Source organism: Methanosarcina baikalica, from assembly GCF_031461075.1.
Classification (GTDB): domain Archaea; phylum Halobacteriota; class Methanosarcinia; order Methanosarcinales; family Methanosarcinaceae; genus Methanosarcina; species Methanosarcina baikalica.
The window spans coordinates 1-14,197 of the sequence record NZ_JAVKPK010000003.1 but is presented as its reverse complement, the minus strand read 5'-3'; the positions used below and the strand labels follow the sequence as shown (position 1 = coordinate 14,197).

Annotated in this window: 16 protein-coding genes; 10 read left to right on the top strand and 6 right to left on the bottom strand. The window is 38.8% G+C overall.

Going from position 1 to position 14,197, the window contains the following annotated elements; all coding sequences use genetic code 11:
- Nucleotides 1-97 precede the first annotated feature (97 nt).
- The gene (locus tag RG963_RS01325; RefSeq protein WP_310574474.1) at nt 98-979 is read right to left on the bottom strand and encodes a class I SAM-dependent methyltransferase; all 882 of its coding nucleotides are present in this window, start codon (nt 977-979) and stop codon (nt 98-100) included.
- A 304-nt stretch (nt 980-1,283) separates the two neighbouring features.
- Here RG963_RS01325 and RG963_RS01320 point away from each other — a divergent pair, with 304 nt between their 5' ends.
- The 3 genes from RG963_RS01320 (at nt 1,284) to RG963_RS01310 (ending at nt 4,352) form a co-directional block, all read left to right on the top strand.
- Nucleotides 1,284-1,628: a P-II family nitrogen regulator gene (locus RG963_RS01320; protein WP_310574473.1), complete on the top strand. Its 345-nt coding sequence runs from the start codon at nt 1,284-1,286 to the stop codon at nt 1,626-1,628.
- 10 nt (nt 1,629-1,638) lie between these two features.
- Complete coding sequence (locus tag RG963_RS01315) at nt 1,639-2,832, top strand: ammonium transporter (protein WP_310574472.1); 1,194 nt, start codon at nt 1,639-1,641, stop codon at nt 2,830-2,832.
- A 302-nt stretch (nt 2,833-3,134) separates the two neighbouring features.
- Nucleotides 3,135-4,352 carry an ammonium transporter gene (locus tag RG963_RS01310; RefSeq protein ID WP_310574471.1) on the top strand — a complete coding sequence of 406 codons (1,218 nt, stop codon included), beginning with the start codon at nt 3,135-3,137 and terminating at the stop codon, nt 4,350-4,352.
- Between the two features lie 333 nt (nt 4,353-4,685).
- Here the strand turns inward: RG963_RS01310 and RG963_RS01305 are convergent, their stop codons facing one another.
- From RG963_RS01305 to RG963_RS01295, 3 genes are all read right to left on the bottom strand, one after another.
- Nucleotides 4,686-5,621 carry a magnesium transporter CorA family protein gene (locus RG963_RS01305; RefSeq protein ID WP_310574470.1) on the bottom strand — a complete coding sequence of 312 codons (936 nt, stop codon included), beginning with the start codon at nt 5,619-5,621 and terminating at the stop codon, nt 4,686-4,688.
- Nucleotides 5,622-5,799: 178 nt separating this feature from the next.
- Entirely contained in the window at nt 5,800-6,129 is a 330-nt protein-coding gene (locus tag RG963_RS01300; RefSeq protein ID WP_310574469.1) for a YnfA family protein, read from the bottom strand.
- Entirely contained in the window at nt 6,077-6,502 is a 426-nt protein-coding gene (locus tag RG963_RS01295) for a YnfA family protein (protein WP_310574468.1), read from the bottom strand. Before RG963_RS01295 ends, RG963_RS01300 begins: the two co-directional genes overlap by 53 nt.
- Before the next feature lie 166 nt (nt 6,503-6,668).
- Here RG963_RS01295 and RG963_RS01290 point away from each other — a divergent pair, with 166 nt between their 5' ends.
- Nucleotides 6,669-6,818, top strand: a complete 150-nt coding sequence (locus tag RG963_RS01290) for a hypothetical protein (RefSeq protein ID WP_310574467.1) — start codon at nt 6,669-6,671, stop codon at nt 6,816-6,818.
- A gap of 44 nt (nt 6,819-6,862) precedes the next feature.
- On the opposite strand, the gene RG963_RS01285 is transcribed toward RG963_RS01290, so the two are convergent.
- A complete protein-coding gene (locus RG963_RS01285) occupies nt 6,863-7,021 on the bottom strand; it encodes a hypothetical protein (protein ID WP_310574466.1) in 159 nt (52 codons plus the stop codon).
- Nucleotides 7,022-8,469: 1,448 nt separating this feature from the next.
- Between RG963_RS01285 and RG963_RS01280 the strand changes: the two genes are divergently transcribed.
- The 6 genes from RG963_RS01280 to RG963_RS01255 are packed head-to-tail and all read left to right on the top strand — an operon-like array spanning nt 8,470 to nt 13,522.
- Nucleotides 8,470-10,371, top strand: a complete 1,902-nt coding sequence (locus RG963_RS01280; protein WP_310574465.1) for an NADH-quinone oxidoreductase subunit 5 family protein — start codon at nt 8,470-8,472, stop codon at nt 10,369-10,371.
- A complete protein-coding gene (locus tag RG963_RS01275) occupies nt 10,368-11,231 on the top strand; it encodes a respiratory chain complex I subunit 1 family protein (protein WP_310574464.1) in 864 nt (287 codons plus the stop codon). Before RG963_RS01280 ends, RG963_RS01275 begins: the two co-directional genes overlap by 4 nt.
- 12 nt (nt 11,232-11,243) lie before the next feature.
- On the top strand, nt 11,244-11,714 hold the full coding sequence (locus RG963_RS01270; protein WP_310574463.1) for an NADH-quinone oxidoreductase subunit B family protein: 471 nt from the start codon (nt 11,244-11,246) through the stop codon (nt 11,712-11,714).
- Nucleotides 11,707-12,048 (top strand): NADH-quinone oxidoreductase subunit C, encoded by a 342-nt coding sequence (locus RG963_RS01265; protein ID WP_310574462.1) that lies wholly within the window; start codon nt 11,707-11,709, stop codon nt 12,046-12,048. The genes RG963_RS01270 and RG963_RS01265 overlap by 8 nt, the downstream gene beginning before the upstream one ends.
- A 21-nt stretch (nt 12,049-12,069) precedes the next feature.
- On the top strand, nt 12,070-13,146 hold the full coding sequence (locus RG963_RS01260; protein WP_310574461.1) for a hydrogenase large subunit: 1,077 nt from the start codon (nt 12,070-12,072) through the stop codon (nt 13,144-13,146).
- Nucleotides 13,147-13,162: 16 nt separating this feature from the next.
- Nucleotides 13,163-13,522 carry a 4Fe-4S dicluster domain-containing protein gene (locus RG963_RS01255; RefSeq protein WP_310574460.1) on the top strand — a complete coding sequence of 120 codons (360 nt, stop codon included), beginning with the start codon at nt 13,163-13,165 and terminating at the stop codon, nt 13,520-13,522.
- 289 nt (nt 13,523-13,811) lie between these two features.
- Here the strand turns inward: RG963_RS01255 and RG963_RS01250 are convergent, their stop codons facing one another.
- A complete protein-coding gene (locus RG963_RS01250) occupies nt 13,812-14,162 on the bottom strand; it encodes a carboxymuconolactone decarboxylase family protein (protein ID WP_310574459.1) in 351 nt (116 codons plus the stop codon).
- Between the last annotated feature and the right edge of the window lie 35 nt (nt 14,163-14,197).

The following is a 14,197-nucleotide window of genomic DNA, read 5'->3' as shown; positions in this document are numbered from 1 at the left end:
AGTGGATTGAAAGATAACAAGAGCCAGATTCATGTGCTGGACAGTTTTCCGATCCATTTTTAAAAGAATTTGTCCTGATTTCTCCTTTTACAGGATTTTATTCTCTTTTTACAGCTTTCAGGATAACTGCTCCTTCCAGATTTTCCGTTTCCACATTAAAACCCACATCCTCGAAAAGCTCTCCCCACCCGGTTTCCGAGAGTTGAGGTCCGTGGTGGTGCTGATGTGCAAGCGGTTCAACTGCTATCAACAGGCCGCCGTTTTTAAGAACTTTCTTAATCTCGAACAGGGCAAATTTAATGTCTTCCAGGTGGTGAAGCATGAAAAAGCAGGTAGCTACATCTGCAGAATCGGCTTCAAAAGGCAGGGCATAGGCACTTCCGGTCCTGAACTCCACATTAGACACCCCAAGAACTTCTGCATTCATCTGCGCCTGGCCTATAAGAGAATCATGAAGGTCAATCCCGTAAACCTTCGAGTCCGGGTTGTTCTTTGCAATCTCCATAGTAAGGCTTCCAAAACCACTGCCAATATCGAGGATCGTTTCTCCTTTTATGATAGGAAGCACGGCAGGAAGCACTTTTGCCCTCACATGAGCCATGCGGTCTTCAGGAAACATTGCTTTCTTCGCTTTTTCCGCATCCATTGTTGTAAAAGGAAGAATAGCATAGACTTTTGATCCGTTAATCGCGATCAGGCCTTTTACGTAAACCCTGCCTGTTTCGGCTATAACCAGTTCTACAATAGAAACTCCTACATCCCTGCAAAAGCGCAGGTTCCATTCTTCTCTATTTTCAGGGAACCGAATATCCAGGGGAGAATGTACTACAATATAATGAGAATACTCAGGTTTGAAATAGTCTGATACGGATTCAGGCTCATTCAGGCGAATCTCACTTATACTGTCCCTGAAAAGAGCAAGGATTTGAAGAGAAGTCTCATCTGCCTCGTTTCTTATACTTCCGATTTCTTCGAACATACTTCTGAATTTGAATTCAGAGAATAAAAGCTCTCTTATCAGGAATTGGAAGAAGAAAATACAGAATAAAACAAGATAGACACAATTTCTTTTCATCAGATTCATTTTCATTATAAATGGAAAAACGGCAAAGCTGCATCAACCTGCTCATATTTAGCTAAAACAATCGAGAATTTTCACTTATTGAGAGAAATTTTTGCGTTGAGCAGGATAAATATTTAAAGAATAAGTAAGTATATTTAAAGAGTTTTTAGATATGTTTAAATAGTATTAAGGCGGATACAGGGTACCTGTTGGTGGTACGATGAAATACATAATTGCAATGATAAGGCCGGAAAGGCTTGATGCGGTCAAACGAGAGCTTCAGAAAATTGAAGTAAATAGATTAACAGTATCATCTGTTGCCGGTTATGGTGCTCAAAAAGGACATCTGGAAATATATAAAGCGATGGAACATGAAGCAAACCTGCTTGAGAAAATCAAGATTGAAATCGCAGTTGAAGATGTTTTCCTGCAACCAATTATTGAAGCGATAAAGACCGGAGCAAAAGGCAATGACGGTTACATCGGAAGCGGCAAGATATTTGTACTGCCACTTGAGGACGCAATAAGGATCCGTACGAACGAAACCGGATCTGATGCTATCTGAGGGGATAAATATGGCTATTAACGCAGCAGACACAGTATGGGTATTGATTTCATCCGCACTTGTATTATTGATGCTCCCAGGGCTTGCACTGTTCTACGGAGGGCTGGTCCAACGTAAAAACGTCCTGAGCAGTATGATGCATTCATATGTTGCAATGGGCGTCATGGCTATTGAATGGGTGGTTATAGGTTACTCACTTGCTTTTGGAGAAGGCAACTGGTTTGTGGGTGGCCTTGGAAATGCATTCCTTAGAGGCATTGATCCAAATTCGGTAACAGGTACAATCCCCACTTATGCATTTATCGCATTTCAGGGAATGTTTGCAATAATTACGCCTGCTCTGATCTCAGGGGCTATAGTAGGACGTATTAAGTTTAAGTCTTACATTGCATTCATCGCACTCTGGGGACTTATCGTCTACGCTCCGGTATGTCACTGGGTCTGGGGCGGAGGATTTCTTACAGGAGAAGCTCTTGACTTTGCAGGCGGCACGGTAGTTCATATAACAGCAGGTATGTCCTCGCTTGCAATTTTGGCTTTCCTTGGAAAGAGAAGGGGATATGGAGTCGACTCTCTAAAGCCGCATAACGTTACTCTCACCCTTGTTGGTGCAGGGCTCCTCTGGTTTGGATGGTTCGGGTTCAATGCTGGCTCTGCTCTTGCTGCAAATGAGATCGCAGCAGTTGCATTTATCACAACGCTCATAGCACCCGCAGCCGCAGGGCTTGCCTGGATGGCACTGGAATGGCATCGTTTAGGACACCCGACTGCTCTGGGATTTTCAACCGGAGTTCTGGCAGGACTGGTTGCAATCACACCGGCTGCCGGTTTTGTCACACCTCTGCCAGCAATTCTGATAGGTGTAATCGCTAGCTTCATATGTTACGAAGCTGTGGAAATCAAAGCAAAGCTTGGATATGATGATTCACTGGACGCATTTGGAGTCCACGGAGTAGGCGGAATAACAGGTGCGCTTTTAACAGGCGTATTTGCAAGCGTGGGAGCTACGGGCCTCCTCCTTGGAAACTCCGGCCAGTTGATGACTCAATTTGAAGGCGTGATCCTAACGATTATATATTCAATCGCCGGTACTCTGCTTATCGGATTTGTGCTCCAGAAGACGATAGGACTCAAAGTTAGTGAAAGTGACGAAAACATCGGGCTTGACAAGACACAGCACGGTGAAGCAGCATATAACCTTTAAGTACAGGTAAACCCACCTGTACCTTTCTAATTTTTATTTCAGTTTCATGGATAGAAAAAAATCAACTCCCTGAAACTAATGCATTTTTTATTGTTAATCGTCCCAGGGATTTTTCCTTATTTTTTACATTTCTGTTTTTTTGTATCGATTGATCCCGATTTCGGAATCATTCCTACCTGAAAAACTATTTTGAGATTAGATTTGCAGGGGAATTTTGGAAATGGTTAAGTAGGATAAAATAGGAAAAAGGTAGGAGATTTGAGATTTCCGAGTTATCATATAAAAATAGATGGGATGAAAAGATGTTAAATACTGGTTCAACAGGCTTTATGCTGCTTGCGACAAGTCTTGTGATGCTTATGACCCCTGGTCTGGCGTTCTTTTACGGAGGACTTTCCTGCAGGCGAAACATTTTAGGAATTATGATGCAGAGTTTCGTTTCTATGGGGTTGACAACTGTTTTATGGTTTTTTATTGGTTATTCTCTTTGTTTCAGTGGAGGGGAAGGCGCAATCATAGGAAACCTGGACAAGATGTTTTTGCATGGAATTACCCCAACTGTCATGTTCAAAAATTCGGGGTTCCCGGAACTTGTATTCGTGGCTTACCAGATGATGTTTGCAATCATCACTCCAGCCCTGATTACAGGAGCATTTGCAAACCGGATTACTTTTAAGGCTTACATCATTTTCCTGGTAGTATGGCAGCTTTTTGTTTACTATCCTTTTGTCCATATGGTGTGGGGAGGAGGGCTGCTTGCAGAAATGGGAATTATTGACTTTGCAGGCGGGATCGTGGTTCATGCGACAGCCGGATTTGCAGCCCTTGCTTCGGTCTTTTTTGTAGGTTCAAGAAAGTATAACAAAAGCTCAAAACCAAACAGTATCCCCTTAATGGCCATCGGCACTGCTCTTCTCTGGTTTGGATGGTACGGCTTTAACGCCGGAAGCGAACTCAATGTAGATGGGATTACAGCACTTGCATTCCTAAACAGCGACGTTGCAGCTTCTTTTGCAGCAATCACCTGGATGATAATAGAATGGTCCAGGGAACGAAAGCCAAAATTTGTTGGACTTATGACAGGAGCAGTTGCAGGCCTTGCGACTATCACCCCTGCAGCAGGCCTTGTTTCTGTGCCTGTGGCTGCATTAATGGGCATCCTCGGATCCGTTGTCTGCTATTTAGCGGTACATATTAAAAACAGGATGGAATGGGATGATGCCCTTGATGTATGGGGTGTACATGGAATCGGAGGCGTTACCGGGACAATTCTTCTCGGAGTCTTTGCTTCAACTGCCATAAATCCGGCAGGAGTTGACGGTTTGATTTACGGCGGCACTGCGTTCTTTATAAAAGAAGTTGCGGTTGTTGCGAGTACTTCAATCTATGCATTTGTATTTACCTACATTATGCTGATGTTAATAAATGTAATAACCCCGGTCAAAGTTTCAGATGAAGAACAGCTTGTAGGTCTGGATATTTCTATGCACGGAGAATGTGCCTACGACACAATTCATTGATAGAGCCTCGGAACCGATATAAATCCGAATATTTCAGTCCACAGCAAACTGTATACCTGCGATATGGGATTTTCTGAAAAAAAGCTCCCTATCAACAGGTATACTTGACTAAATCAAATAGAGTAATCCTGGCCCTTTATTTTTTCCACCCCAGCCCTCTATCATCTTCTTTCCGCAAAGATCGGCACAGGAATTGGCCTGGAAGAATCGGGCTTTATCTTAATGAACGAGTTCTAATGCCGCTACAGACAAAGAAGACGCAAAAAAGGCACAGAAATAGCAAGAAATACAAAAAGAAACGGGTTTGAGTGCAGAACATTTCTTAGAACGGATTCAAAACAGTTGTTTTTTCACCATTGTGAAAGCTAAAATCACTGAGAAAAACATAGTCATTACGAAAATAATTACGAATGCATGGGGATTATTCTGGAAAGGAACGTCGACATTCATCCCGAAAAAGCTTGCAACCATTGTTGGGAGAGACATGATGATTGTGACTGAGGTCAGAAACTTCATGACAATATTTAAGTTGTTAGAGATAACCGATGCGTATGCATCCATAGTCCCGGTAAGGATGTTACTATAGATATTTGCCATTTCAATTGCCTGCTTGTTTTCTATAATAACATCTTCAAGAAGCTCTGTGTCTTCAGGATACATCTTAACAGGAGTAGACCTTTGAATTTTCTCAAGGACCATTTCATTGCTTTTTAATGATGTGGAAAAGTATACAAGGCTTTTTTCCAGTTCAAGGAGCTGAATTAATTCTTTATTTTTCAGTGACTTATGTAATCTGCATTCAATTTTATCACTTGTCCTATCAATATTCCTGAGATACTGAAGGTATAGCTTTGAGTTTTTATAGAGAATCTGTAAAAGGAAACGTGTTTTTTTAAATGTATAAAAAGATTTATTTTTTCGTTCAATAAAGCTTTTTATAACGTAATTTTCCTTAAGGGAAACAGTAACAATATTAGTCTTATTAATTATAATTCCAAGAGGAACTGTATAATAAGTTCCCCCTTCCGGTAGATTCGTGTTTGGTACGGGAATGTCTATAATTATAACAGTACAACCTTCATCTACTTCAATTCTGGAACGTTCCTCTTCATCAAGTGCATCTTTAATAAGACCAACTGGGATATTTAGGTTGTTTGAAATATACAGGATTTCCTGCTCTTTCGGATTTACAAGATTAATCCATGCTCCATCTTCAACCTGATCTAAAGTTATCAGTCCCGAATCCGTTGATTTGAATATCTGAAGCATGGCGCTGTTCCTCCGTGTTGACAATGTATGAGTCACATTAACTCAAAGTGAGAATAGAATATACAGGTTTTTAAGCAGAAGACCTATCGATACTATCTATAAATAGATTTTCATAATAAAATATTCCTATCAGGCAGTATCATTAGTACACGAGATTTTCGTTTCTACATACTACATTTTAACGGGGTATATAGAACATTATCAGGACACCTGCAAGTGCAATCAATGCCCCTATTATTTCATATTTATCGGGATTTTTCTTATCGATAAAGGCTCCCCAGATAAGGGACGACACAATAAAGATTCCTCCGTATGCAGCATAGACCCTACCGAAATGCGCAGGCTGGAAGGTTGGAATGATTCCGTAGACGGCTAATGTCAATCCTCCGAGCAGCCCGAATACTGCCCCTTTATTTTCCCTTAACCACAACCAGATCAGATAGCCTCCTCCAATTTCAAAAAAGGCAGCCAGAAAAAACAAAGCAAGAGAAATTCCCGGGGTAATCATATATTATCATCCTTTCTGGCCAGTAGTAAATGATTGATACTCCGATAAGAATGATCAGAGCGCCTATGAGATCATAAGTATCAGGGGGGATTTTATCGAATATCCAGCCCCATAAAAGAGACATAACTACAAAAATGCCACCATAGGTTGCATATATCCTGTGGAAGTAAGACGGCTGGAAAGTGGGTACGATTCCATATAAAAACAAAATAATTGCTCCTAAAAATGCAAAAATCAATTCCCTGCCTTCACGCATCCACAGCCACAAAAGGTACCCTCCTCCGATTTCAAAAACACCGGCAAGGATAAACAGGAGAATAGTATACAAAAAGCACTTTTTCCTGGAGATGCATCTGGATTTGATTTTAACCATATCACCCAAATATTGCTAAAAATATATATAGATACATCTATAGTAGACTCACTCCTGATTGAATAGAAGCCTCGATCCTTCTCAAGCAATATATTCGGAATTGTAATTGAATAGAAAAACTCAGACTGAATCAAACAATTAACCGAAATTATATGAAGAAATCGAAGTGCATGAATCAAATAAAAATGATTTAAAAAATAGGTTCATAAGCAAAAAAATCAGGAAGATATTAAAAACTCTTGAAGCTCGAATTTTTTATCTTGCTCCCAAAAACCCTGTACCCGAGTCAGCAGGGCATTTAAGAGGAGGAAAATGAGCGGAAGGGAAGAAAAGTGAGTTACAGAACATCTGAGAATAGACTCATTTGCAGCAGTCGCATCCACCACATGAAGGAAGAAGATTTTTATTGCCACTTTCCACTTCCCAGCATTCAAAGCAGAGCTTTATTATGCCAAGTCTCCTGTGCTTTACTCTAAGCAGCGAATTTTCATCTTTCCCACAAATAGAACATTTAACCATATTTGCACCCTCAGTCAACGTTTTCATACCGGCGTTTTTATGAAAATCTCTTAAAACCATTCTCAGCAGACTTCCATTTAGTGTTGAGTCAGAAGCAGGTTTTGAGACTTTGCTGTAACCAGATGCTAACTTTAACTCAAGTATTCTTATAAAAAGATTTACTTAAAGAGACAGACCCACATTATCAAATGAGTATGTAAACACACATTAATATAACCGGATGAAATGGAACTACAAAAGTATCACTAATATAGAGAAGAAGGAACTCAAAATGGTTGATACCTTCTATTCAAATGGATTGCAGATCTTGCTCGACTGCATAGGGGAATTTGAAACCGCCGGATTGAAGAGAATTATAGTTTTATTCTGCTGTATGTGGTAGAACATCCTTAAAGATCAGGCTTGCTCCAATATTTCAACGGTATGCAAAAGAAGAAAATCAAGAAATATGCGAGCTTTGTTAGAAGAAAAATAAAGATAAGTTTAGGTTTTAAAAATAGAAATAAGTTGGATGTCAAAGCAAAATATTTAGAGAAGATAAGGTGAATAGGCTAAAAGGAGTGTCATTGTAAATCCAGCTTATTCTTCTTTTTCGATATCTTGGCCTGGAAATTGGATTTTATAGAAATTATTCTGGCAAATTCCTTTATTCACCCTTTTAAACTAGCCGACCCAATATGTCAAGATTGTTCTCTAAATTTTATAATATACTTGTTATTCTTCACCGACAACTAGATAAAGATAAAAACTACTATAATAATATAAAAATAGAGTCAAAATCACGTTCTTTAAATATATCTTTGTTATATTAATTATTGTAGTATTTCGATATTATTGTTTTTGTTTTATTTTGATTTTTAATCTAAGAACGTCATACACATCTGCAGGACGTTACGAGGTATAAATCTTAAGGGCCATATAAAAATAAATTGAAACCATCATGTTTAAATAAGCCTTTGTTTATGCTAATTTATACTACTTTGATAGTAACAGAATTATTTAGTGGTATTTATTAGCATCCAGTGCTATTCATTACTTTAATATAAATTAAATAAATTAAAAATTTAATGAGATCTTGGGGGCAGTTTGGATATTATTCATGGGGGTAATATAAAAGTAAAAAGAAAATCACTATCTTTAAATATGCCTTTGCTATATTAAGATTTGGTAACATGTCGAGTTTATGTCGACGTTATGCGCATATTATTATTTCTTGTGATTTTTATATAAGAATATTATAATATTAGTGGGCTATCAGTCCATATTCTTATATATTCGGGAATTACGCAGTTGAATGGGAAATCAACATCATAAAGCGTTGGACTGTTAAAAAAAGAGATGTGGAAACGTTCAATGTGTGTGATTTTATTTTTCAAGTGCGTAAATTCTCATACTAGAGGTCAGAGGATAAACAGATCGGAGGATTAATAGATCGGAGGATATATTGTATGTTGGAAACAACCGTTATGCTACTAATCATAGCACCTATAATTTTTTCGCTTTTATTCGTAGCTATTCCTAAATCTTTATACAAAGTCCTTGCTTGGGCTTTTTTCTTAGTTGGAGTAGCTACTTCAGTTATGTTAGTATTAGATGGTACTGGAAAAGTTGAGGTTGCTGGATCAAATTTTGCAACATTTGAATCTATTGTCCTTATACTCGAAGTACTAATAATACTATACATTTTCTATGTGTCGGCAAAACATAAAAACTGGCCTACACTTGCACTAATAGCAATTTCAACAGTTTTAACAGCTTACTCTTTTATGAATATTGAAAAAGTTGAAAGTGCTTCTTTTAACATTGACCAGTTATCTCAGATCATGATATTAATAGTAAATATAATCGGTACCGCGATTATACTATTCGCAACCGGATATATGGACCAGTATGAGGAACACAGGCATTTAAACAGGCAAAAAACATTTTACTTTACCATGAGTTTCTTCTTAGCAGCCATGAATGGTCTGGTCATGGTTGATACACTAGGATGGCTGTTCCTTTTCTGGGAAATAACAACTCTGTGTTCATTCGTGTTGATCTCATACAACCAGGATGAAGAAGGAATTAATAATGGTTTCAGAGCCCTGGCTTTAAACCTGGTTGGTGGAATTACTTTTTCGATAGCCATAATTCTGCTCAGTACCAAATTCGAGATATCTACCCTTTCTGGAATTGGAACTACTACAGAAGCGGCTGCCCTAGCTCTTCCTGTTGCCTTACTCTGTATTGCAGGCTTTGCAAAATCTGCCCAGATGCCTTTCCAGAGCTGGCTTTTAGGTGCGATGGTAGCTCCCACGCCTGTTTCTGCTTTACTGCACTCGAGCACGATGGTAAACGCAGGTGTTTACATAATTGTCAAACTTGTACCAGCTTTTGCAAACACATCCCTTGGAACAGCCATTGCTATTTACGGAGGCTTTACTTTCGTTATGTGTTCGGCTTTAGCTTTATCTCAAAGAAATGCTAAAAGAGTACTTGCCTATTCTACCATTGCAAACTTAGGATTAATCATTGGAAGTGCTGGAATAGGTTCGCCTCTGGCTGTATCTGCTGCGATTATGCTTATTTTATTCCACGCTATATCAAAAGCCCTGCTATTCCTCTGTACAGGCGAAATTGAGCACACAATAGGAAGCAGAGACATAGAAGATATGTCCGGACTAATCAAAAAGGCTCCACTTCTTACTATGCTTGCATCTCTGGGAATGATATCCATGCTATTACCTCCTTTTGGGGTATTACTCACAAAATGGGTATCAATGGAAGCTGCTTCAAGCAATCCTATTGTAACGATATTCCTTGTACTTGGAAGTGCACTTACTACAGTTTATTACGTTAAATGGCTTGGAACAATATTATCTTCCACTATGGATAAAAATATTACTCACCATTTGAAACCGGAAACATACTTCCCACTATCCCTCCTTGGATTATGCATTGTAGTTACAAGTATTTTTGTATTTACAATATACAATTACTTCATTCAGCCTCAGGTTGAGACTTTGCTTAATATTGCTCCTGCGGTTTCAGGACAAGCTGGACAATTTACATCTGAAATTGGAGCATTTGCTTATGCGGCAATATTCGTAGTGCTTGCTCTGGCCATTCTGATATACTTCGCTACCAAAAATATGTTCACTCCTCGTCCAGCTGGCTATTATATGTGTGGGGAAAACAACCTTGAAAAGGACAAATTGATGTTCAGAAATGGACTTTGCAGTTACGACAAGAGCAGTGTCTCTAACATTTACCTTCAAGATACTTTTGGAGAAAATAAACTCACAACACTCGGATACGCAATTTCCATATTACTTATAATAGCTGCATTAGCAGGAGGGGTAATATGAACGCTGTTTTAACAATCATTCTTGTTTTAATTGGTGCTCCTATCCTTGGCTGCTTACTTGCAGGTATTGATAGGAAACTTACATCAAGACTGCAAGGTAGAGTTGGTCCTCCTCTTTTACAACCCTACTATGATGTCAGGAAACTTCTCGAAAAAGACAACATGGTTGTAAATCGATCTCAAAACTTCTACGTAGTCATTTACGTAGTCTTTGTAATTTTGAGCCTCATAATGTTAGCCCTTAAAGCAGATATATTGATGATAGTATTTGTATACACGATATCATCTGTAGCTCTCATAGTAGGAGGAATGAGCACTGGTTCTCCATACGCAAGGATAGGAAGCTCAAGAGAAATTATGGCTATACTGTCTTATGAACCAATTTTAATTTTATATGCTCTTTCAATATACCTGCTTACAGGTTCCTTTAATCTATCTGCGCTGGATAAAGCATCGACCCCTCTCTTGATGTATACACCACTTATATTCATATCAATGTTGTTTGTTATGAATATAAAATTCAAAAAATCACCCTTTGATTATTCGACCTCTCACCATGCTCATCAAGAACTGGTTAAAGGTATGTTTACCGAATATTCAGGACCTGGAATGGCAGGAATTGAGATTGGGCATTTCTTTGAATATGTGTTTCTGTTAGGACTTATGTTCGTATTCTGGAATATAAACATAGTAATTGGTTTGCTTATAGCATTAATTGCTTTCTTGTTTGTAATTATAATGGACAATATTACTGCAAGAGTATACTGGCAATGGATGCTAAAAGTAAGTTGGACAGTATTACTAATTATTTCAGTCGTAAACATAGTATTTCTGTATGTTACTCAAATTAAAATGGTGTAAAGAGGGATGTTTATGGCAATGGCAAAATCCCCATGGATTATACATGTGAATTGCAACAGTTGCAATGGCTGTGATATTGAAGTATTAGCTTGTCTTACTCCTTTATATGATGCTGAAAGATTCGGTGTTTTAAACATCGGTACTCCCAAGCAAGCTGATATAATGGTAGTCACAGGCTCGATAAATTACAAAAATGTTAATGTGCTGAAGAACATTTATAACCAGATCCCGGATCCCAAAGTTGTTTTAGCAGTAGGCGCCTGTGCGTCCACAGGTGGGATTTTCCACGGCTGCTATAATGTAATAGGTGGAGTGGACCAGGTCATACCCGTAGATGCATATGTCCCTGGATGTTGCCCAAGGCCTGAAGCCATACTTGATGGAGTAGTAGCAGCACTTTCAATACTTGAAAGTAAGAGCCAAGGTAAAATCAAAGGAAAAGAAGTAAAATTGAAAGGAAACGAGGTGCCATCGAATGCTTGAGAATGAGGTCGAAATAAAAAGCAGTGCAGAGCTGCTAAAAACTGTTGAGGGTTTAAAAAATGATGGCTATCGATACGCTACTATGATATGTCTGAAAGCTAACGATGGTCACGATTTGATATATATCTTTGACAAAGATTACAAACTAAAAAATCTAAGGTACTTTGTGAAACCAGGTGAGAAACCAAAGAGTGTGTCAGGCATTTATCTATGTGCACTGTTGATCGAGAATGAGTATCAGGATCTTTTCGGATTGACTTTCGAGGGTTTAGCAATAGACTACAAAGGCCACCTTTATTTAACGCCAAACAGTCCAAAAGCTCCCTTGGCTTAAAGCAATTAAAAAGGAGGATACATGACAACTATAATACCTTTTGGCCCCCAACATCCTGTTTTACCCGAACCTGTACAGTTAAAACTTGAAATAGATAACGATGTTGTTGTCGGAGCACTTCCCTCACTGGGCTACGTGCACAGAGGGCTTGAGAAATTTATAAACACAAAGGACTATAATCAAACAACTTATATTTGTGAAAGAATATGTGGAATATGCAGTGCCCTTCATGGTATAACTTATACGCGGGCAGTCGAAAAACTATTCAATGTCGAAGTCCCTGAAAGAGGGCAGTATTTAAGAGTTATAACTGGCGAACTCAACAGAATTCATAGTCACCTACTCTGGCTTGGCCTGTTTGCAGATGGTTTTGGATTTGAAAGTCTCTTTTATGAATGCTGGAAGTACAGAGAGGCAGTATTGGATGTATTGGAGAGAACCACTGGAAACAGAGTTATACATTCAATGTCCAAAGTCGGAGGAGCTAGCAAAGATTTCACTGACGAACATATTAATCTTCTTCTGAAAACTCTCGATACATTGGAACCTCAGGTCAAAGATCTTGAAAGAGTTTTCGTAAATAATTATACCGTAAAGAAAAGACTTGTGGGACTAGCTACAATGTCAAAACAACTCGCATATGAGGCTGGAACTGCGGGTCCTACACTTAGAGGAAGTGGGAACAGCATTGACCTGAGAGATTCATCAGACTGGGATATATATAAGGATCTCGGTTTTAAGCCAGCCGTCGAAAAAGATGGAGATTGTTACGCCAGAACTAAAGTAAGAATCACTGAATTATACGATTCTATTAAATTGATAAGAAATGCGATTTCCAAGATGCCTAAGGGTGAGATTGCAACACCCATAAAGGGTTTCCCTACCGGTGAAGCGATTATGAGAACAGAGCAGCCCAGAGGTGAAGTTGTATATTATGTGAAAGGTAATGGTACTAAAAATCTGGAAAGACTTAAAATAAGGACCCCTACCTTTGCAAACATACCTTCGCTGTTACTGACACTCCCGGGCATCAAACTCGCTGATGTCCCTCTAGTTGTACTTACCATTGACCCCTGCATTAGCTGTACTGAAAGATAAAAAGAAGGGTGATATAATGGGTATGTTAAACCTTGTTCTAGCAAATGTTTCTCGTAAACCTGCTACCAGACTTTACCCCTTTGAGATAAGGGCACCTTTTAAAGAGTTTAAAGGAAGAATTGTTTTCAATCCTGAAAACTGTATTCTCTGTGGGATATGTCAAAAGAAATGTCCCCCTGATGCAATAACAGTTACTAAAGCCGACAAAATTTGGGAACTGAATGTATTCAGGTGTATAATGTGCACTGAATGCGCTAGCGGTTGCCCAAAAGATTGTATAACAATATCCAATGAAAGGGTAAAAACTGGTGCTAAAGAATATATTAAAATATTGGTTCCAAAAGTAGACTCTCCAAAAGCAGCGCCTTCAAAATGAGAATTTTAACTTAAATTTATTCTTTTTTTGTCGCTGCTTATTATTTTTTTGAGTATTAGAGCCTGAAAAACAATATTGACTGTTCTCCGGTCTAAAAAAGTATGGCATAAGGGAGTCCCTCCAGGATTTCCTCAAATGCCATCGGGCAGAAAAAGCACTTCTGTTTACCGATTCCTGAATTTTCTACCGATTTCTGTATATTTTACTGATCCCGGTATTTTATACTGATTCCTGTATATTCTACTGATTCCGGTACTTCTTCAGATTACGAGATTTTTCAGTTTCGAGGTCATTCCCCGCAGCAGCACCCTTTAGTTTCTCCCGGCTTCTCAGGCTCTTTTTCTTCAAAGATAGAATCGTAAACGTTTTTACCGTAAATATTTGTCCAGCCAATTTGAGAACCGGCTGCTATGAACATAGCAACGGCAACAGCTTCAGCAATTTCCTTTTTACTGGCTCCATAAGCAATGGCTCTCTGCGAATGCACATCAACGCAGAACTGGCAGCGCATAAGGACTGAAGACGCTACTGCAATCAATTCTTTGCTCTTGCGGTCAAGTGTGCCACCTTCAAAAATGGAATCTCTCATTTTTCCGAATGCTTCAGCAGTGTCAGGCAATATATCATTCAGGAATGACATTTTATCCTCCAGTTTATTCAAGGACTTTAATTAAT

Bases quoted from the DNA above. Each gene is read 5' to 3' on its own strand.
- RG963_RS01280 (WP_310574465.1), top strand. From the start codon at position 8,470: ATGTTGGAAACAACCGTTATGCTACTAATCATAGCACCTATAATTTTT.
- RG963_RS01255 (WP_310574460.1), top strand. From the start codon at position 13,163: ATGGGTATGTTAAACCTTGTTCTAGCAAATGTTTCTCGTAAACCTGCT.
- RG963_RS01315 (WP_310574472.1), top strand. From the start codon at position 1,639: ATGGCTATTAACGCAGCAGACACAGTATGGGTATTGATTTCATCCGCA.
- RG963_RS01300 (WP_310574469.1), bottom strand. From the start codon at position 6,129: ATGATTACCCCGGGAATTTCTCTTGCTTTGTTTTTTCTGGCTGCCTTT.
- RG963_RS01260 (WP_310574461.1), top strand. From the start codon at position 12,070: ATGACAACTATAATACCTTTTGGCCCCCAACATCCTGTTTTACCCGAA.
- RG963_RS01320 (WP_310574473.1), top strand. From the start codon at position 1,284: ATGAAATACATAATTGCAATGATAAGGCCGGAAAGGCTTGATGCGGTC.
- RG963_RS01285 (WP_310574466.1), bottom strand. From the start codon at position 7,021: ATGGTTAAATGTTCTATTTGTGGGAAAGATGAAAATTCGCTGCTTAGA.
- RG963_RS01325 (WP_310574474.1), bottom strand. From the start codon at position 979: ATGTTCGAAGAAATCGGAAGTATAAGAAACGAGGCAGATGAGACTTCT.
- RG963_RS01265 (WP_310574462.1), top strand. From the start codon at position 11,707: ATGCTTGAGAATGAGGTCGAAATAAAAAGCAGTGCAGAGCTGCTAAAA.
- RG963_RS01270 (WP_310574463.1), top strand. From the start codon at position 11,244: ATGGCAATGGCAAAATCCCCATGGATTATACATGTGAATTGCAACAGT.
- RG963_RS01310 (WP_310574471.1), top strand. From the start codon at position 3,135: ATGTTAAATACTGGTTCAACAGGCTTTATGCTGCTTGCGACAAGTCTT.
- RG963_RS01305 (WP_310574470.1), bottom strand. From the start codon at position 5,621: ATGCTTCAGATATTCAAATCAACGGATTCGGGACTGATAACTTTAGAT.
- RG963_RS01295 (WP_310574468.1), bottom strand. From the start codon at position 6,502: ATGGTTAAAATCAAATCCAGATGCATCTCCAGGAAAAAGTGCTTTTTG.
- RG963_RS01275 (WP_310574464.1), top strand. From the start codon at position 10,368: ATGAACGCTGTTTTAACAATCATTCTTGTTTTAATTGGTGCTCCTATC.
- RG963_RS01250 (WP_310574459.1), bottom strand. From the start codon at position 14,162: ATGTCATTCCTGAATGATATATTGCCTGACACTGCTGAAGCATTCGGA.